The 19,191-nt window shown below is 40.8% G+C and carries 19 protein-coding genes; 6 read left to right on the top strand and 13 right to left on the bottom strand.

The window, feature by feature from the left end:
• Positions 1-8 precede the first annotated feature (8 nt).
• From A3I9_RS0108005 to typA, 8 genes are all read right to left on the bottom strand, one after another.
• Complete coding sequence (locus A3I9_RS0108005) at positions 9-680, bottom strand: YggS family pyridoxal phosphate-dependent enzyme (RefSeq protein WP_026217393.1); 672 nt, start codon at positions 678-680, stop codon at positions 9-11.
• Between the two features lie 2 nt (positions 681-682).
• Positions 683-1,900 carry a cell division protein FtsZ gene (gene ftsZ / locus A3I9_RS0108010; protein WP_018378522.1) on the bottom strand — a complete coding sequence of 406 codons (1,218 nt, stop codon included), beginning with the start codon at positions 1,898-1,900 and terminating at the stop codon, positions 683-685.
• Positions 1,901-1,923: 23 nt separating this feature from the next.
• Positions 1,924-3,306, bottom strand: coding sequence for a cell division protein FtsA (gene ftsA, locus A3I9_RS0108015; RefSeq protein ID WP_018378523.1), 1,383 nt, complete (start codon positions 3,304-3,306; stop codon positions 1,924-1,926).
• A 148-nt stretch (positions 3,307-3,454) separates the two neighbouring features.
• Positions 3,455-4,522 (bottom strand): cell division protein FtsQ/DivIB, encoded by a 1,068-nt coding sequence (locus A3I9_RS0108020; protein WP_018378524.1) that lies wholly within the window; start codon positions 4,520-4,522, stop codon positions 3,455-3,457.
• Positions 4,515-5,591: a UDP-N-acetylglucosamine--N-acetylmuramyl-(pentapeptide) pyrophosphoryl-undecaprenol N-acetylglucosamine transferase gene (locus A3I9_RS0108025; protein WP_018378525.1), complete on the bottom strand. Its 1,077-nt coding sequence runs from the start codon at positions 5,589-5,591 to the stop codon at positions 4,515-4,517. The genes A3I9_RS0108020 and A3I9_RS0108025 overlap by 8 nt, the downstream gene beginning before the upstream one ends.
• A complete protein-coding gene (gene murD, locus A3I9_RS0108030) occupies positions 5,588-6,946 on the bottom strand; it encodes a UDP-N-acetylmuramoyl-L-alanine--D-glutamate ligase (RefSeq protein WP_026217394.1) in 1,359 nt (452 codons plus the stop codon). The genes A3I9_RS0108025 and murD overlap by 4 nt, the downstream gene beginning before the upstream one ends.
• 93 nt (positions 6,947-7,039) lie before the next feature.
• Entirely contained in the window at positions 7,040-7,297 is a 258-nt protein-coding gene (locus tag A3I9_RS0108035) for a DUF3165 family protein (protein ID WP_018378527.1), read from the bottom strand.
• A gap of 21 nt (positions 7,298-7,318) precedes the next feature.
• Entirely contained in the window at positions 7,319-9,163 is a 1,845-nt protein-coding gene (typA, locus tag A3I9_RS0108040; RefSeq protein ID WP_018378528.1) for a translational GTPase TypA, read from the bottom strand.
• Positions 9,164-9,378: 215 nt separating this feature from the next.
• Between typA and A3I9_RS0108045 the strand changes: the two genes are divergently transcribed.
• Entirely contained in the window at positions 9,379-9,801 is a 423-nt protein-coding gene (locus A3I9_RS0108045) for a thioredoxin family protein (protein WP_018378529.1), read from the top strand.
• A gap of 96 nt (positions 9,802-9,897) precedes the next feature.
• On the opposite strand, the gene A3I9_RS0108050 is transcribed toward A3I9_RS0108045, so the two are convergent.
• The 4 genes from A3I9_RS0108050 to A3I9_RS0108065 form a co-directional block, all read right to left on the bottom strand.
• Positions 9,898-11,613 carry an ABC transporter permease/substrate binding protein gene (locus tag A3I9_RS0108050; protein ID WP_018378530.1) on the bottom strand — a complete coding sequence of 572 codons (1,716 nt, stop codon included), beginning with the start codon at positions 11,611-11,613 and terminating at the stop codon, positions 9,898-9,900.
• 9 nt (positions 11,614-11,622) lie between these two features.
• Entirely contained in the window at positions 11,623-12,816 is a 1,194-nt protein-coding gene (locus tag A3I9_RS0108055; RefSeq protein ID WP_018378531.1) for a quaternary amine ABC transporter ATP-binding protein, read from the bottom strand.
• 99 nt (positions 12,817-12,915) lie between these two features.
• On the bottom strand, positions 12,916-13,536 hold the full coding sequence (locus A3I9_RS0108060; RefSeq protein WP_026217395.1) for a GntR family transcriptional regulator: 621 nt from the start codon (positions 13,534-13,536) through the stop codon (positions 12,916-12,918).
• Between the two features lie 159 nt (positions 13,537-13,695).
• Positions 13,696-14,040 (bottom strand): hypothetical protein, encoded by a 345-nt coding sequence (locus tag A3I9_RS0108065; RefSeq protein WP_018378533.1) that lies wholly within the window; start codon positions 14,038-14,040, stop codon positions 13,696-13,698.
• A gap of 117 nt (positions 14,041-14,157) precedes the next feature.
• Between A3I9_RS0108065 and A3I9_RS0108070 the strand changes: the two genes are divergently transcribed.
• A complete protein-coding gene (locus tag A3I9_RS0108070; protein WP_018378534.1) occupies positions 14,158-14,892 on the top strand; it encodes a response regulator transcription factor in 735 nt (244 codons plus the stop codon).
• Positions 14,889-16,223 carry a sensor histidine kinase gene (locus tag A3I9_RS0108075; RefSeq protein WP_018378535.1) on the top strand — a complete coding sequence of 445 codons (1,335 nt, stop codon included), beginning with the start codon at positions 14,889-14,891 and terminating at the stop codon, positions 16,221-16,223. The genes A3I9_RS0108070 and A3I9_RS0108075 overlap by 4 nt, the downstream gene beginning before the upstream one ends.
• Before the next feature lie 162 nt (positions 16,224-16,385).
• On the opposite strand, the gene A3I9_RS13750 is transcribed toward A3I9_RS0108075, so the two are convergent.
• On the bottom strand, positions 16,386-16,511 hold the full coding sequence (locus A3I9_RS13750) for a putative holin-like toxin (RefSeq protein ID WP_245538936.1): 126 nt from the start codon (positions 16,509-16,511) through the stop codon (positions 16,386-16,388).
• Positions 16,512-16,724: 213 nt separating this feature from the next.
• On the opposite strand from A3I9_RS13750, the gene A3I9_RS0108085 reads away from it, so the two are divergent.
• From A3I9_RS0108085 to A3I9_RS0108095, 3 genes are read left to right on the top strand one after another with little or no spacing between them, the layout of a single operon-like run.
• Positions 16,725-17,468 carry a hypothetical protein gene (locus tag A3I9_RS0108085; protein ID WP_018378537.1) on the top strand — a complete coding sequence of 248 codons (744 nt, stop codon included), beginning with the start codon at positions 16,725-16,727 and terminating at the stop codon, positions 17,466-17,468.
• Between the two features lie 27 nt (positions 17,469-17,495).
• Positions 17,496-18,362, top strand: a complete 867-nt coding sequence (locus A3I9_RS0108090; RefSeq protein ID WP_018378538.1) for an ABC transporter ATP-binding protein — start codon at positions 17,496-17,498, stop codon at positions 18,360-18,362.
• Positions 18,363-18,380: 18 nt separating this feature from the next.
• On the top strand, positions 18,381-19,154 hold the full coding sequence (locus A3I9_RS0108095) for a hypothetical protein (protein WP_018378539.1): 774 nt from the start codon (positions 18,381-18,383) through the stop codon (positions 19,152-19,154).
• Positions 19,155-19,191: the final 37 nt, after the last annotated feature.

Raw genomic sequence — 19,191 nt, forward strand, 5'->3', positions numbered from 1 at the left:
TATTTCCCTCACTTAAAAAATGCTGTTCCGATTCGGACAAATGTCGAACCATGTGCAATAGCTTCCTTAAAATCTCCACTCATCCCCATACTCAACTCAGTAAAAGGCATTCTTGGTAATTGTAAGGCGGCTAACCTTTGTCGTAACTGTTCTGTCTTTGAAAAAATATCTTGCAGCTCTGATTCACTGGCTCCTAAAGGTGCCATCGTCATTAAACCAACCAACTCGATACTTTCATATGCTTTCATCGCATCAATAGCCTCATCAATCTCTTCGATGCTAAAACCATGTTTGCTTTCTTCTTTAGAAATATTCACTTGCAGAAAACACTTGATGGGATGCTCCGCTCGTTTCTGAATTTCAGCAGCTAACTTGACAGAATCCAAAGCATGAAAATAATCCACAAGGTTAATCACGTCCTTTACCTTTCGTCTCTGGAGACTACCAATTAGATGCCAAACAAGTGATTGACCTTCAAATGCATGGTATTTTTCTAAAAACTGGTCTACCCTATTTTCACCAATATGAGTCACACCGGTTTTTATCAGGTCTTTAGCAATAGAGCTGTCAACATATTTGGTGACAGCTATAACAGTTACTGAATCTGATGGACGATGTGCATCTGTCGCTGCTTTTGCAACAGCTTCAAAAACCTCATCCTTATTTTTTTGAAAATGAATCATTAGCGATTTCTGAAGAATGGTGGTGTATCCAACTCATCTTCGTCTTCTTCAACCGTAAATTTTTCAACATTAATCGTTGAATGTTGATTTGTATCAACAGGACGAATTAAATTTTCACGACGAAGGTCCCACTCACCAAAAGCTGAGGCTCTAAGTGCTTCTTCCTGAGGAGCACTTTTCGCTACTGGTGCAGTTGCATCATAACGTGGACGGCTAACTGCTTGTGAAACTTCACGTTGTCGTGGAGAGCGTTCTGCTCCTTCTTGACGAACACCAGTCGCAACAACTGTTACGCGGATTTCATCTTTCATTGAATCGTCAATAGAAGTTCCCAACCAAATATTAACACCTTGTCCAGCTGCTTGATGCACAATTTCTGAAGCTTCTTCCGCTTCTGTCAAAGTCATATCGTAGCCACCAGTTACGTTGACAATCACATCATTTGCACCATCAATTGTTGTTTCGAGAAGTGGTGAATAAATGGCTTTACGAGCCGCTTCAAGAACACGATCTTCTCCTGTACCAATACCAATCCCCATAAGAGCATTGCCTTTGTTTTCCATAACAGATTTCACATCGGCAAAGTCAAGGTTAATCAAACCAGGATTAGTAATCAAATCTGTAATCCCTTGTACACCTTGACGGAGAACGTTATCTGCTTCGCTAAGAGCTTCAATCAATGGTGTTTTCTTGTCAACAATTTCAAGCAAGTTGTTGTTCGAAATAATCAAGAGTGTATCCACTTGCTCACGCAAACCTTCGATTCCTTCAATGGCAAAATTGCCACGTTTGTTTCCTTCAAAACCAAATGGACGTGTCACGACAGCCACTGTTAAAGCGCCAAGGTTTTTTGCAATACGGGCAATCACTGGAGCAGCACCAGTACCAGAGCCACCTCCCATACCAGCAGTAATGAAGACCATGTCTGCACCAGTCAGCACATTTGTCAAAGCTTCTTCACTTTCTTCAGCTGCTTTGCGACCAACTTCAGGATTACCACCAGCACCCAAACCACGCGTCAATTTAGGTCCTAATTGAATAACTGTTTCTGCTTTTGAGCTACTAAGGGCTTGTACATCTGTATTTGCAGCGATAAATTCAACGCCAGCAACCCCCTCTTCAATCATACGATTGATGGCATTGCCGCCACCACCGCCGACACCAATAACTTTAATAACAGCGCCTTGTGTTGTTGCTGCTTCAAATGAAAATGTCATAGTTCTAGTCACCTTTTCTTTTCTTATTCAAACATACTTCCGAATAAGCCTTTTAGACGTTCTGAAAAATTACTCTTTGGCTCATCCTGTCTTTCCTCATTACCATTGTATACTGGAATGGGTTCAGCTTCTTCTTCTGGCTGAGGTTCAACAACCACTGGTTGAGGAACTGGCTGAATACTTGGACGTTTGCTAGTAGTCATTGCACTTGGAACAGGTACTGGCTTTTGACGAAGATCTGCCTCACCATTAACCGCTACTTGTGCAATTCTTTCTACATCATCTAAGCTTCCAACATATTCGACAATACTAATCACATGAGCAAAAGCAGGATTCCGAATACCAATTTGATTTGGCACATACAATTTCGTATTGACACCAAATACTTCTTGAGCCAATTCAGTAATCCCTGGAAGAACTGCTCCACCACCAACAAGGACAATACCTCCAGGTAAGTCTAAAGCACGAGTCCGCTCCAAGTCCTGTTTTACCTTCGTAAAAATTTGACGAAGACGAGCAGAAATCACTTCTGATAAGTATCGTTCTGTTACTTCAACTGGTGTACTTTCTCCAATTACTTCAACATTGAATTTTTCTTTTTCAGTCGCTTCTTTTGGATAGGCAATTCCATAGTTGAATTTCAAATTTTCAGCAATACTTTGTGATGTCGTCAAGACTTTTGAGATGTCTTTGGTCACATAGTCGCCACCCTCTTGGTAAATGTTGGTGTATTGCAACTCTTGACCTCGCATTACAGCAACTGTCGTTTGGCCACCACCGAGGTCAATAACTGTTGCTCCAAATTCCTTTTCACCTTCGTTTAAAATAGAACGAGTCAAAGCCAGAGGTGAGATCACTACATTTTCCACCTGTACCCCAGCACGTTCTACTGTTTTACGAAGATTATGCAAAATGGTCCGTGGTCCTGTATAGAGAAGACCTCGCATTTCAAGACGAATTCCCATCATGCCACGAGGATCTTTAATCCCTTGGAATCCATCTACTACAAACTCCTCTGGAACAAAAGAAATCACTTCACGTTCTGGTGTCATGCTCTTCGTCAATGCTGATTTCACAACATTTTCAACATCTACATCTGTGATTTCCTGTGAACTGGTAGTCACCGGAATCATCCCTTGTGTAGGTTCAATTTGAAGAAGGTTGGCCGGTAATCCAACATTCACCTTGTCAATGCGAATTCCTGCTTTTTCTTCTGCCTGTGCTAATGCTGATTTAATCGCACCAGCTGCCACATCAATATTGATAATAATACCGTCTTTGACGCCAGCACTTTTTACATTGCTCACACCAATAACGTTCATTTGTCCGTTAATAAACTCTGCAACCAAGACCTTAATAGAGCTGGTTCCGATATCTAATCCCGTAAAAAAGCCATTTCTAGCCATTCTATCAGTCCTCTCTTACTTCCGACTTAAACATTTTTCCTCATTCTAGAAGAAAATAGAATTATTCATCGTTCATTATACCATATAATCTTTTAAAATGGGGGGAAAATAAGTCATTTTCTATAAATATTTAGCCCAATTGTGCGTTTTATTGTTTTGCGTAGCTAAAAATTCCCACTTCCATATCAATAATACTGGCTACTTGCAACTGTTGAGCTATTTTTGTATAGTATGGCAGTTTTATATCAATTTCTGATAGGGGGACTAAAATGATATTGCCTCCCCTCATGGTCAAGGTCAGCAAATCGTTTGTCACCTTATTAGGAGTCAAACGAATTTCTTCTATCACTTCTAAAATACCAGTATCAATGGTATTCAATTGGTGTACCAACTGTTTGATTAACGTTTCATCTGACAAATAGATAGTGGTATAGGTGGCTGGCAGCTTCTCAGCTGACGTAGCAGTTTCCGCCACCTTTCCACTAGACAAGACAGAGTAGTACTCCTCTCCTTGTTTTATAAATCCAATTTGACTGAATTCTTCTACCACAATGGCAAAACGATTTGGAAATTGAAAATCAATCTTTGCATTTTTAATCCAGGCACTACTGTGTTCAATGTTTTGGGCGTGCCCAGACCGATTCAAATAGGTCGTAAGAACGTAATCCTCATCAGAAATCAAACTATTTTTTATGATTGTTTTTCCATCTATGTTTTGATTTCCTTTCACTTGAATCATTTTTTCTTTTCCTAAGGGACTAATAAAATAAATCGAAAGGAGAACAAGAAGCATTGCAATGAGAAAGACTGGGACTGTTTTCCAAATGGCTTTAGTTGGAATAGCTTTCGTACGATTTATTTTTTCAATAGTCGCTATATCTTCAGTTGGATTGACAAGTGTTTTGTCAATCTCAGGCTGCTTTTTGGACTTCTGAGGTTTTGAAGTGGTTTTTGAAGCAACTGGTTTTTCAGAGACTGTGTCTGTTTTAGATTGAGTTGCAGCAAGATAAGCTTGATGCCGTTCTTCCCAATGCTTTAAAAAATCACTTTTCTCTTCCTCAGCAGGTGACGCATTTCCCTCAGTTTCATCTGCCAAATCTACTGTCTCATCCGCTTCAATATCCGTTACTTGTTCCACCTTTTCTGACTGTTCCAATTGTTCTAGATGTTCAGCTGCCTCCTCAACGGTTTCCTTCTGCATATCTTTGTCAGTCATGGCGCCCCTTTCTGTCCATATCTGATTTCAGAATTTCATAGAAACTGTCAACAGACTGGATTTCATTGGAGTGAGCCATAGCAGTTTGATAGATTTCTTCCTGTGCAAACAGATCTTGGCTGGCCTTAAGTAAATTGTCAAAAGTCAATGCTTCTTCATCTAGTTTTAGAGCATAGCCTTTTTCTTCAAAATAACGCGCATTTTCTAACTGATCCCCCCGACTGGCTTGTTTCCCCAAAGGTACAATCAAATGTAATTTTTGCATAGCAACCAATTCAAAGATTGTGTTGGAGCCACCACGGGTGATAACTAAATCGGCTAAATCCATCAAAGGTTGATAAAGGTCTGTTACATACTCTACACGGTAGAGATTTTTAGATAGCTCTTGAAGTGATGCATCCCCTGTCAAATTGATAATATTGAAACGTTTCGTTAATTCATCTCGATGTTGTGTGATAAATTCATTAAAAACTTTGGCCCCACCTGAGCCACCGACAAAGAGCAATGTTTTGAGTTTCTCATCAAAATGCGATACAATTTCTGGCAACTGAATTGGAATGACTTTACTAGATTGTCCCACCTTGGTCACTGCTCCAACATGCTTTACCTTATCCAGGCCTTTGGCTTGTTCAAATGTAGAATACATGGTGGTGGCAAATTTGTAAGCAATCTTATTGGCTAAGCCCATCGATAAATCTGATTCGTGAACGAAAACAGGGACTCCCAATACTTTTGCAGCAATAACAGGCGGTACAGAAACAAAGCCCCCTTTTGAAAAAAGCGCCTGTGGACGAATTTTGGCTACAATAACCAGTGACTGCAAAATTCCAAAACCAACCTTAAAAACATCTAGCATATTCTGCCAGGAGAAATACCGACGCAACTTCCCAGTAGCAATCGAGTGAAAGGTCACATCCAAACCCGACTTAATGATTTGCTCGTGCTCAATTCCATGTGCATCTCCAATATAATGGACTTCCCAGCCATCCTTGATGAAACGAGGAATGAGGAGGAGGTTGAGTGTCACATGCCCGACTGTTCCACCACCTGTAAAGACTATTTTTTTCATATTGATTCCTTTAATGTCGCTACTGTTGAAAGGAAGAGATCCCCACGTACTTCAAAGTTTGGATACATATCCCAACTAGCATTGGCTGGACTAAGTAAGACGATATCCCCTTCTGATGCTAACGCAAACGCCTTGTAAGTTGCATCTGCAATATCTGTTGCATCGACAAAATCCACTCCTGCTTTTTCGGCTGCTCGTTTCACACGAGGTGCTGATTGCCCCAAAATTACCATTGCTTTCAAGCCAATTATATCTGGTACCAATTCATCAAACTCATTGCCACGATCTAGACCACCTGCAATTAAGATGACCTTGCTATTGTCAAATCCTGATAGTGCTTTTTGTGTTGCTAATATGTTAGTAGATTTACTGTCATTGTAGAAGCGAACTTTACGGATTTCAGTAACGTATTGCAAGCGATGCTTGACGCCACCAAAATGAGAAAGTGTTTCCTTAATCACTTTGTTATCTATGCCTGATAGTTTTGCCACTGCAATGGTCGCAAGAGCATTTTCAATATTGTGACTTCCTGGCACTCCAATCTCGTCAGCTGACATGATGAGTTCTCCCTTAAAGTAAAGCTGACCATCTTCCAAATAGGCACCATCTACTTTTTCAGTTGTCGAAAAAGGCAGCACCGTTGCCTGCGTCTTTGCCGCTAGGTCTTTTGCCAGTTCTTGATTCATATTTAAAACAAGGTAATCCTGGTCTGTCATCTGGTCTTGAATATGCCATTTGGCTGCCACATATTCCTCAAAGGAACCATGGTAGTCAATGTGGGTCGGCATCACATTCGTCATTACTGCAATATGTGGTCTAAAAGTCTCTACTCCCATTAATTGGAAGGAGGAAAGTTCCATTACCAAGGTATCTTTGTCTGTTGCCCCTTGTACCACATCGGAGGCAGGAAAGCCAATATTTCCACATAATTTAGCAGACTGTCCGCCAGCATTGAGAACTTCTGCAATCATGGTTGTTGTGGTGGTCTTGCCATTTGAACCTGTAATTCCAATAATCGGTGCTTCCGAAACAAGATAAGCCAATTCAACCTCTGTCCAAACTGGAATCCCTTTTGCTAAAGCTTTTTCGACCATAGGATTGTCATAGCGGATTCCAGGATTTTTGACGAGAAGTTCGAACTCTTCGTCCAATAACTCTAAAGGATGGCTTCCACAAATGACGCGAATGCCGTCCTCTAGTAAACTCTGAGCGGTCGGATTTTCATCAAAGGGTTTTCCATCATTGACTGTCACCAAAGCTCCCAGCTGATCCAATAGTCGTGCAGCAGACTCTCCTGACTTGGCAAGCCCTAGCACCAATACTTTTTTATTTTTAAAATCTTCAATCTGTTTCATCATTTCTACCATTCTTTCTAATCACTCTATTTTACCTTGATTCAGCTCCTTTTTCAAGGAAAAAAGAAGCCACTAGGACTTCTTCTGGTTTTCTTATTTTTTTTTAGAGCGCGAAGATCGCGGCATCAAGTATAAGTCTCTTAACGCCCATAACCCAAGTAAAATCATCGTTAGGCAAAGCCAAATTTCTGGTGGAGACTTGAGAATACGCAAAAAACCTAAGAGGAGCGCAATGACGAGTGCCACCAAGAGAAAGACAGAGGCCACTAAGTTCATCGTTCCCTTAATATTTTGCGGAGCCGCAAAGATGTAAAATAGGACAAGCATAATCCCAAGGATTAAATAAAACATAGGGCCTCCTTTCTCAATAGCTTATTCTGCTGCTAATTTTTTCTTTTTGTTTGCTTTATCACGTTCTGCCTTGTTGAGGATTTGTTTACGAAGACGAATAGATTCTGGTGTTACTTCCATATATTCATCGTAATCCAAGAACTCGATAGATTCTTCCAAGGTCAAGATACGTGGTGTCTTGATAACCGCTGTCTGGTCTTTAGTCGCTGAACGGACGTTGGTCATTTGTTTTGCAGTCGTGATGTTGACACCAAGGTCATTTTCACGCGCATTCTCACCGATAATCATACCTTCATACACTTCTGTACCAGGATTCACAAAGATGGTACCACGTTCTTCAATACGCATGATGGAGTAAGTAGTTGCCTTACCATTGTCAATAGAAACTAGGGCACCACGGTGACGGCCACCGATTTCTGCCTGAATCATTGGCATGTATTGGTCAAAGGTATGGTTCATGATACCGTAACCGCGTGTCATTGAAAGGAATTCGGTTGAGAATCCAATCAAACCACGAGCTGGTACAAGGAAAATCAAACGAGTTTGACCGTTCCCAACCATTTGCATATCCAGCATATCCCCCTTACGTTCTGAAAGGGCTTGGATAATCGCACCTTGGTACTCTTCAGGGGTGTCAATTTGAACGCGTTCAAACGGCTCGCATTTCACACCATCAATTTCTTTAATGATGACTTCTGGACGAGATACCTGAAGCTCATAGCCTTCACGACGCATGGTTTCAATCAAAATTGACAAGTGCAATTCGCCACGGCCTGAAACCGTCCATTTGTCTGGTGAATCTGTTGCTTCAACACGGAGTGAGACGTCTGTTTGAAGTTCTGCCAAGAGACGTTCTTCCACTTTACGCGACGTTACATGCTTTCCTTCACGACCCGCAAATGGCGAGTTATTTGCCAAGAAGGTCATTTGAAGGGTTGGTTCGTCAATACGAAGGATTGGCAATGGTTCTACCGCATCTGTCGGTGTTACCGTTTCACCAACGAAGATGTCTTCCATACCAGAAACCGCAATCAAGTCACCAGCTTTTGCTTCTTGAATTTCTTTACGCTCAAGACCAAAGAAACCAAAGAGTTTAGTGACACGGAAGTTTTTGGTTGTACCATCTAGTTTTGAAAGGGTTACTTGGTCCCCAACTTTAACAGTACCACGGAAGACACGACCGATACCAATACGACCAACGAAATCATTGTAATCGAGCAATGAAACTTGGAATTGCAAAGGCTCGTCTGAATTGTCAACTGGCGCTGGAATATGATCAATAATGGTATCAAAGATTGGTGCCATCGTTTGCTCTTGATCCGCTGGATCATCAGAAAGTGATGATGTTCCATTAATCGCTGATGCATAGACAACTGGGAAATCCAATTGGTCATCATCGGCACCAAGTTCGATAAAGAGTTCCAATACTTCGTCTACAACTTCTGCTGGACGAGCAGATGGCTTGTCAATTTTGTTGACAACAACAATTGGAATCAAGTCTTGCTCTAGAGCTTTTTTCAATACGAAACGAGTCTGTGGCATCGTTCCTTCGTAGGCATCTACGACAAGGACAACACCGTCTACCATTTTCATGATACGCTCCACTTCTCCACCGAAGTCCGCGTGTCCTGGTGTATCCATGATGTTGATGCGGGTGCCATTATAGTCAACGGCTGTGTTCTTCGCCAAGATGGTGATACCACGCTCTTTTTCAATATCATTTGAGTCCATGGCACGTTCAGACAATTCTGTCCGTTCGTCAAGAGTTTGAGATTGCTTCAAGAGTTCATCCACAAGGGTTGTTTTTCCGTGGTCAACGTGGGCAATAATTGCGACGTTACGGATATCATTTCTATAATTTGTCATTTGTTCCTCTTACTTATAGCCTTTTGGCTAATTTATTTTTAACTAAAAAATTATAACACAGTTTGGTTCAAAAATCACAGATAAGTCAATTGTAAATGTTTTCTTTTTGCTTTCTGAAATCTAACAGAGGGTGACCTCCATATTTTTCACTAGAAATCCTATTTCTATTTGCATCAAATCATGCTATACTTAAGTCAAACTAGAGGAGTATGAATATGAAAAAGATCATGACAAGTTTACTCGTTTTGCTGATGGGAGTTTGCTTAGTTGCCTGTCATACACAGCAGAAAACAGAAAAAAAGCTTGAAACCTACCAAGCCATCACACTTGCCAAGGTGGAGAAAAAAATTCAACAAGAAGACTCCTTCTTCCTTTATGTCGGCAGACCAACCTGTCCACACTGTCGTGCTTTTGCACCACAGTTAGAAAAAGCTATTCAACATACACAAGTCACGGTTTATTATCTGGACACAGATGAAGAAGAGCCTGAACGTATCCAGACTTTTGCTCAAGATGCTGCCATCCAAACCGTTCCTCATTTGACATACTACGAGAACGGCGAGAAAATGCGTTACCTAGAAAAGGGGAGCGAATCTAGCCTTGCTGAAATTGAAGATTTTTTAAAACATACAAACTGAAAAAAGCCCTACTTAGACACCACTAAGCAGGGCTTTTGTATAAACACTTCAACCATTGATTCTATTTCGAATGCCATCCATAGATTCAACCAACTATTATTGCAACCACTTGTCCACCTTATTGGGATGTAATGCAATCCATTCTTTGGCAGCTTGACTAGGACTTTGTCCTTCTGCAATGGCTAACATGACCGATTGCATATCTTCTGATTCCCAGTGGAACTGATCAATAATGCGATAGGCTTTTGCCTGTTCTTCTTTTAAGCCCCGACGAGCAATCGTATGGATAGATTCCTCTTCACCAAAACTTCCTTTCGGATCTTCCAACATGACCAAATCATATTTGGCAAACATCCAGTGAGGGCTCCAGGCAGTAATGACGATGTCTTCTCTATTTTTTAAAGCTTGTTCTAGCGAAGTCACCATGGCACCTGTTGAAGAGGAGGTCAATTCCCAAGAACTGAGATTTGCATACTCTTCCAAGGCAGTTTCTGCGCTGGACATTATTCCTGCCCCAGGCTCAATTCCGATAATCTTTTGGCCTGCTTGCGTTCTCAATTCCTCTATGCTCGAAATTCCCATGTAACTCGGTACTGCAAATCCAAGGTTTGTCCCACTTAAATTCACACCTAAGTCAATCAATTTATCCTGATATTTTCCGTATTGTGCCTGATGGGTTGTAGGAAGCCATGCCGACACAGAAGCGTCCACATTTCCTTCTGCGACAGATTTCCAAGTGATTGCATTGTCTAAAGGAACTAGTTGGACGTCGTAGCCCTGCGATTTCAAGACTTCTGCCAGAACATTGGTCGAAGCTACTTCAGAATCCCATTCTACATAGGCCAAGGTAATGGTATCTTTCTTCGTCCCCTGCCCTTGTAAAAAGGCTTGAGTGATGCCTGTTACCAGAAAAGAAAGAATCAGAACAGGAGTTAGAAACTTAGCAAATTTGGACTGAACCGTATTTTTTTTCTTTGGCTGGTTCATAAATTGGGTGAATCGGTCGAGAATAATAGCCAATATTACCAAGGCCAGACCCGAAACAAACCCAGCACCAATTTCTGCATGTTGTAGGGCGGACAAGACACCATTCCCCAAACCTGGAGCACCAATCATTGAAGCCGTAACCACCATGGACAAGGCTAACATAATCGTTTGATTGACACCAGCTAAAATCGTATTTTTGGCCAACGGTAGTTCCACCTTGAATAACCGTTGTTTATCTGTCGAACCAAATGATTCTGCTGCCTCAATTAATTCTTCTGGAATTTCCCGAATTCCCAAGTTTGTAAAACGGACTGTCGGTGGCAAGGCAAAAATGATAGAGGCAAACACACCTGGTACCATCCCAATACCAAAGAATGCGACCGCTGGAATCAGGTACACAAAGGCTGGCATAGTCTGCATAAAGTCCAAAATCGGATTGATAATTGATTTGGCACGATTGCTTTTAGCCATCCAAATCCCTAAAGGAATCCCAATCACAATGGACATCAGACTGGCTACCAATACCAAAGTAAAGGTGTTGACCATCTCGTCCCACAGATTTTGGTTATAAATGAACAACAACCCTAGGGCAGTTAAAAACGTAAAATTCTTTTTCCTATTAGAAATATAATAAGCTAAACCTGAAACAATCACTAACAGGATCAGCGGGTGGATAAAGGTCAAGGTATCAGAAATAAAGTCCATCACTGTATCGCCTGTCACTTGAACAACTGTAAATAATCCTGACAGTTTCTCTGTAATCCAGTTTATACTATTATCTACTAGTTCTTTTATCGGTAAACTCTGTTGCAATAAATTTTCCACATTCTCCCCCTATTCTTGTAATTCAATTCCTTGTTTTGTCAATGCTTCAATCACACGCCCCTTGATTAAAACACCCAGCAATCGCTCATTTTCAACCACTGCAATCGGAGCGGCTGAATCATAGATAAGCGGTAAGATGTCTTCTAGCAAAGTATCCTTAGAGACCGTCCGAATATCTGTGTCGATGTAGTCCACCAAGCTATGTTGTCTGGCATTGGCCTTAAAGGCATCATCAGCTGAAATAACCCCCAATAATTTCCTTTGTCGATTAACTGCTAATAACATACTGACTTCCTCAGTGTCCATCCGTCTCAGAGCCACCTTAGGACCATCTATGTCAATATTAGTCGTAATAGGCTTAATCATGATATTTTGGGCAGTCAAAACTTTTGAACGATCGACATCTTCCACAAATTCACTCACAAAATCATTCGCTGGGTTCGTCAAAATCTCCTCACCTGTCCCAATCTGCATGATTTTCCCGTCCTTCATCAGCGCAATTCGATCGCCGATGCGGAGGGCTTCATTCAAATCATGGGTAATAAAAATAATCGTTTTTTGAACCTTTTCCTGCAAATCTAGCAACTCATCCTGCATCTCTTTTCGAATCAATGGATCTAAGGCAGAAAAGGCCTCATCCATCAACAAAATATCTGGATTATTTGCCAAAGCTCGGGCCAAACCAACCCGCTGTTGCATCCCACCTGATAACTGATCTGGATATTGATCCTTGAAAGATAATAGGGAAGAATTTTCCAGGGCTTGCTCTGCCAATCGCTGACGGTTTGCCTTATCCACTCCCCTAACTTCTAACCCATACTCTGTGTTTTCAAGAATTGTTTTATGGGGAAAGAGTCCAAATTTTTGAAAGACCATGTTAACAGAATGACGACGAACCTGTCTTAACTCTTCTTTGTTCATCTTGGCAATATCATGCCCTTCAATATAAATACTGCCTGAACTCGGTTCAATCAAACGATTAATCAACCGAATAAGAGTTGATTTGCCACTTCCTGACAATCCCATAATCACAAAGATTTCTCCCTGCTTTACTTCAAAACTTGCATCATAGACACCTACTGTACAGGCCGTTTTTTCTAGAATCTCCGTTTTTGATTTTCCATGTTGAATCATTTCCAATGCTTGTTTCTGCTTTTTTCCAAAAATTTTCGTCACGTTTTTAACTTCAAGTGCTGTTTTCATATTTCCTCCTCGTAAAGTGAACATATCTTATTATAACGCGTATGGTCACTTTGTAAAATTAAAAACCCGTAACAATGTTACAGGTTTATCACACAAGCATTACAAGAAAAGATTTTTTACTCTCGAATAAGTCTGCTCATTGCCCACAAAATAAATCTTATCGCCTCTTTCCAGCAATGCGTAGGGCCCCGGAGACAGCATAATTTCCCCTTTGCGCTCAATGGCAATCAAGGTAGCTCCCGTTGTTTGCCACAGGTTGAGTTCCTTGAGTTGTTGCCCAAAAAGTGGACTGTCATTCTCTAATAACAGCTGAAAAGGTTCAAACGGGTAGGTATTATTAATATCTCTGGTATGAGCCACTATATTTTCAACTAATTGTTCCATTTTATCCAACTCTTCTTTTTGCTTAAGTATTTGCTCTTTAAGCCCATTTTTCAGCTCTTGCAATGAGTTAGTGGATTCAAATTTATTGAGAAAGGTCTGTGCATTCTCTCTTGAGAGGACTGTCACACCACTCCCATGTTTCACTTCTACAATTTCTAAGTCTACCAGTAAGTTAATGGCTTTTCGAGCTGTTTCTGGCGAAACATTGAAGTTACTTGCCACCGTCGAACGTGCCTTTATCTTTTCCCCTATACTGTACTTCCCGTCTACGATTTGTTTGGCCAAAGCTACCGCAACTTGCTGGTAGCGAGAACTCTTGTATTTCATCTTGTCCATTTCCTGATTTACCATTTCTACTTACACATTTTCTAAGTCAACTGATGGTTGGAGCCTAAGCTTTTCGTTGACATTCATTCCTTACTTTTATTATAGCATAGGACATAGGAAGTTTTCATGTTTGAAAGAGCTATTCAGAAATAAGCAGCTTACTATCATTTAGTAAAATTCATCCAGATAGTCTTGAATTTCTTTTTGGGCTTGATCAAAGGGAATGGCAGCAAGGAAGGACAGATGACTTCTAAAAAAGGCAGTATAGTCAATCTGGTCCGCCAGTAAGATTAGATGCCCAGTCTTGTCCTGCTGACGAATGGCGCGTGCGTAATCTAAAGCCGGCCAAATTGTGTTTTGGCTGTCATTTATGATAAAATAGGTGTTAAATACTTGGCTGGGTCTGGGGACAGTGGATAAACTATTAAGGGTCAAGTGTTTTTGAGCAAGCAGGTTTTCGAGCAATTCTTGCATCGATTGACGATAATCTGCTGGTTGAATCAGGTAAATCATGCAAACTTCTCCTTCCTATTTTTTAACAATAGTATAACAAGGAAAGGCTATTAGAGTTGGTTTTGTCATGAACGGTTGATTTGAACTCATGAATGGTAAGGAATGTGAAAAAGAGACATGTTAACAATTTATATTTTAGAAGATGATTTTCTGCAACAGAGCCGTCTGGAACAAGCCATTGCACAAACGATAGCAACGGGTCCTGTTCGCTACAAATCATTAGAGGTATTTGGAAAACCGCAACAACTCTTAGATGCCATCAAAGAGAAAGGTGACCATAATCTCTTCTTTTTAGATATTGAGATTAAGGGTGAAGAGAAAAAAGGGATGGAAATTGCGAAGGAAATCCGTCAACGGGATGCCCATGCTGTGATTGTCTTTGTTACGACCCATTCTGAATTTATGCCCCTAACTTATAAATACCGTGTATCAGCCTTAGACTTTATTGACAAGGGCCTATCGGATGCAGATTTCCAAGAGGCGGTGGCTTCTGTCCTTGACCATGCTTATCGCAATATCAGCACGACAGTCAGTGAGGATGCCTTTGTTTACAAGACAGAGCATTCACATATCCAAGTGCCCTTCTCGGACATTCTTTACTTTGAGACGGCTCCGACCGTCCACAAGGTGCTGTTGACGACGAAAAACGGGACTATGGAATTTTACGGTAAGGTGTCTGAAATTGCCAAAAGTGATGACCGCCTTTATCAGAGCCACCGTGCTTATGTGGTCAATCCAGCTAATATTATCGAGCTAGACCGCAAGGCGAATATGGTCTTTTTTGAAAATGATGAGTCATGCTTTGTTTCTCGTATGAAATTAAAGGGATTGATTGAGAGGATGGAAAAATGAGTATGATTTATCCTTTTCTCATTTTGTTTGTGGATTTGTTGGTCAAGTGGATCATCTTTCTCACCATCAGCAATCAAACATTACCTCGCTATCAGTCTTTTCTTATCGTTCTAGGACTGTCTTTGGTGACACTAATCAATCCACCTACCATGCTCTTTCTAGAACCCTTTTACTTCCTCATACTCATCTTATTATTCCTCAAACCTCGTTGGACCAAGGCACAGGTCATCTTTTATAGCTTCTTGCCCTTTGTAACGGTTGATTTGTACGAGCGTTTATCCAATGTTTATGAGGGAATGCGACTTGTTCTGTTTGATGGAGAGAGAGCTTGGTTGCTGACTAGCGCTATGGTCATTTTTCAATTGGGAGGCTTATTATTTGGATTTCTTCTTATCAAGATTTTGCGTCTTAATTTTACAACGCTGACTGGTATTTTTCATTATGGGATTGGAAAACGGGCTGCGCTGATTTTAAATGGAAGTATGCTATTCTATGTCCTTCTTCTCCATCCTTTGCTTCTAGCAAGTGGGAAGGAACAGGAATTTGAGCTTATCTTTGGGGCAGAAAATGCTCAAAGTACGCTCGACTTATTTGTCCTCTACGTCTATGTCTTTATTGCTCTGCTTATTTACCTCAATTATAAGGCAAAGGAATATCTGGACAATGAATTGCAACGGAGCAAGGACCAGCAACTGTCTGCCTTGTCTTCCTATTCCGCCCACGTGGAGAGCCTCTATAAAGAACTCCGTTCTTTCCGCCACGACTATACCAATGTCCTGACCAGCCTCAATGAAGCTTTTAAGCAAGATGATTTGGCGACGGCTAAGGATATCTATCAAGCTGTCATTGCTCAATCCGACAAAAAGTTTTACCACAGCAAGTATGATATTGCCAACCTTGCCAACTTGACCAACCCTGCCATGAAGAGCCTGATTTCTGCCAAGCTGATGGAGGCTCAGGCTAAGGGGATTCACCTAACGGTGGAAATAGCAGAGCAGATTAGTGAGCCAAATATGGAACTCCTAGATGTGGTGGCTATCTTATCCATCTTCCTTGACAATGCCATCGAAGCCAGTCAGGAAACTGAGGATAAACTCTTAAATTTCGCCTACTTTGCTGAGGGAGACCAGAAGATTCTCCTCATTGAAAATAGCACACTTAAAGAACGAGTGAACACGAAAACTATCTACCAGTACGGTAGGTCTAGCAAGGGAGATAATCGAGGCATCGGCCTTGCCAATATCAAAGACATTCTCGCCAAATACCCAGGTGTCAGCCTCAATACCAGTAGCGGTAATCATCGCTTTAGGCAGGAGTTGATTTTCAGATAAACTGCTAGCCGTTGATTTTAGATGAAAAATGAGCTATAATAAAGAAAAGGAGTTGGCTTCCGACCAACTCCCTTGAGACCGTTTTAAAGACGGGACAGATGAAATTACAGTAAAACCGCAATTCCAGACCTGTCAAAGTTAGAAGTGCGGTTTTACTGTTTTTTACTTATCTTTTTTATCTAGATAGGTCAACAATGCCAGTAAAAAGATGCCAGAGTTTACGATAAGCTCAAGAGCTTGATAAACTGACATGACGGAATCCTTTCTAAGAGACAATGTCATAGGCATCACCTCCTTGTTTAGATTTCCGTCCCGCCTTCGGAACTTCCTCAACTATATTATTCGATTTTTGATAGAGAAATTGAGATATTTACCATTCATTATCCCAAAACAACCGTTCATGACATCATGGACGGTTTTTACTTGTTTTTAGCTATACTAATGCTTGTAAGAAATGAAACGAATCAAACAAGCGACTCGTCAAAAGAAAAGGAGATTACAATGAACCTATTTACCTCTATTTTTAAATCTGTCTTTAAAAGACGGGATGTGATGATTTTAATGGCTTTCGCCTTGCTTCCCTTATTAGTCGCCCCTTTGGCAGATGTGCAAGATAGAAAACAGGCTGTTGATTTTACATCCAGTGCCATTGCTTATTTCAACTCAGGTATTGAGACGCAATTTCAATTATTATTACCAAGTTTGATGTTTGGATTGATTGTCTCATCTGTCTTTCATGATGAAATTACCTCAGGTATCCTATTTCTTTACAAGGACTTGAAACGCTCAGCGATTTTTAATGCGAAGTTGCTTAGCCTAGTGGCAGTTTACGGGATTTACCTCTTCTTGACCTTTGTCGTAAGTGTTTTGGCCTACTATGTCTATCTAGCGCCGACCTTTCACTTTGAACCTAAGTTTTGGATAGCCCAAGGAACTGGTCAAGTCATTTTCATGCAAATCGTGACAACCATTGCTTTTCATCTTATTTCAATGGCAATTGTCGCAGCAGTTTCTATCAAGAAGACAACCATTCAAGCAGTCTTAGCAGGTATTCTTTTTACTCTCATATCCATGACTGCGCCTCTGTGGAATGGCTTCCGCTATATTGCTCCAAATACCTATCCTAAGTTGATTGATACATTATCATTTGGTTCAGCTCTGCTTATTAGCCTTAGCCTAACCCTACTATACTTTGGCCTTGCCTACTGGACTGCGAAACGCCGTTTTGACACTATTGAATACTAAGATGACAGAATTTACAGGAGAAAACACATGCTTAAAATCGAAAACCTTTCAAAACAATTTGCTGGAAATGACTTTTACTCACTTAAAGACGTAACCATGGAAATCCAAAAGGGAGAGATTGTTGGTCTTATCGGAAAAAATGGCGCTGGAAAATCGACCCTCATGAAACTGATGGCAAAATCCCTCAAACCAACTAGCGGAACTATTACTTATAACGGGGTGGATATTCACACGACAGACAATATGCTCAAAGATTTTGGAATTATGATTGACCCTGTCTTCTATCCAGAAATGTCTGTGATGGATAACTTGAAATTTTACTTAAAACTGCATGGAAAAACAGAATTCTACAGCAATATCGAGCCAACCTTGAAACTCTTGGAACTTTGGAATGCTCGTAACCGTAAGCCAAAAGGATTTTCTTTCGGAATGAAGCAACGGACTGCTCTTGCCATTGCCATGGTAGCCGAGCCAGACTTCCTCATCTTGGATGAGCCCTTTGTAGGATTGGACCCAATTGGGGTACAAAAACTCATTGATATTTTGAAACAATGGTCAAGCGAACGTCAGATTTCTATGCTGATTTCTAGTCATCAGTTGGCAGAATTAGAAGCCCTTTGCCAACGCTATGTCTATATTGAGGCTGGTGAGTTAGCAGATGCCTTTGAAGGTCAAGGTGCGCCAAGTGTCTTGGTTGAACTGAAAGAAACAGCACCGCTTGCTGCCTTGCAACCATTTATGAGCGAAACGATTCGTCTTGACGGTCATACACTTGAAATTGCAACCAACCACACCGAAGATATCAATGCCCTCTTTGCCCTACTTGGTCAAGAAGGCATGATTGAAATGATTACCATTAAAGAAAACCATCTGAAAGATATTTTCTCAGCTTAAAATTGAAAGGAGACACCTATGTCACTTATCAGACCTGTATTTGAAACCGTCTGGAAACGGAAAGAAACTAAGATTTATCTAGCTATTGCCATTATTTTCCCCCTTGTCTTTTTAGCCTCTACCTTTTTGCCAAAGGGAAGTAACTTCATGGTACCCACCCCAGCAACTGGGGAGTTCTTCTCATACCTTGATTTACTGACTGGAATTTTAGGAGCTGCTAGTTCTTTAACGCTCCCTACTTTAGCACTTTTTCTTTTAACCTTTAGTGTTTTTCGTAGTGAAGCAGATACCCATCTGATGTTCCTCTACAAAGACCTACCTCGGAAAGATATTTTTCGTGCGAAGATTATTAGCCTCATCTTGATTGTATTGATTTTTCTAACAATTTTTGGTGTAATAATGGGAGTTATTTTCTACAGCCGAGTTGCCTATATGCCTTATGCAAAACCACAATTTTTCCCTACTAATATGGAGATATTTGTTAGTGATCTTTCTGGTATTTGGGCATTCTTCCTAGAAAATTGTATCGGTCTTTTCTTGGCAACATTCCTCTCTCTTCGCATAGGAAAAGCAGTGACCCTTGCGACAGCCTTCGGATATAGCATTGGAGGTATGATTTTAGTCAGCCTTGGGGGTCCTATTGCTAAATTTTTCCCAAGTGGCTACCTCAACTGGGAAAACTTTGATAGTTCTTTGTGGATAGATTTTGGAAAAGCTGGCTTGCTTTCACTCTTCTACTGCGCTATCCTAAGTTATCTCACCTACAAGCACTTTAAAACAATGGAGTATTAACCATTCATTACTTCAAAGCAACCGTTCATGACATCGT

The sequence above is a fragment of the Streptococcus ovis DSM 16829 genome (assembly GCF_000380125.1).
GTDB classification, from domain to species: Bacteria; Bacillota; Bacilli; order Lactobacillales; family Streptococcaceae; genus Streptococcus; species Streptococcus ovis.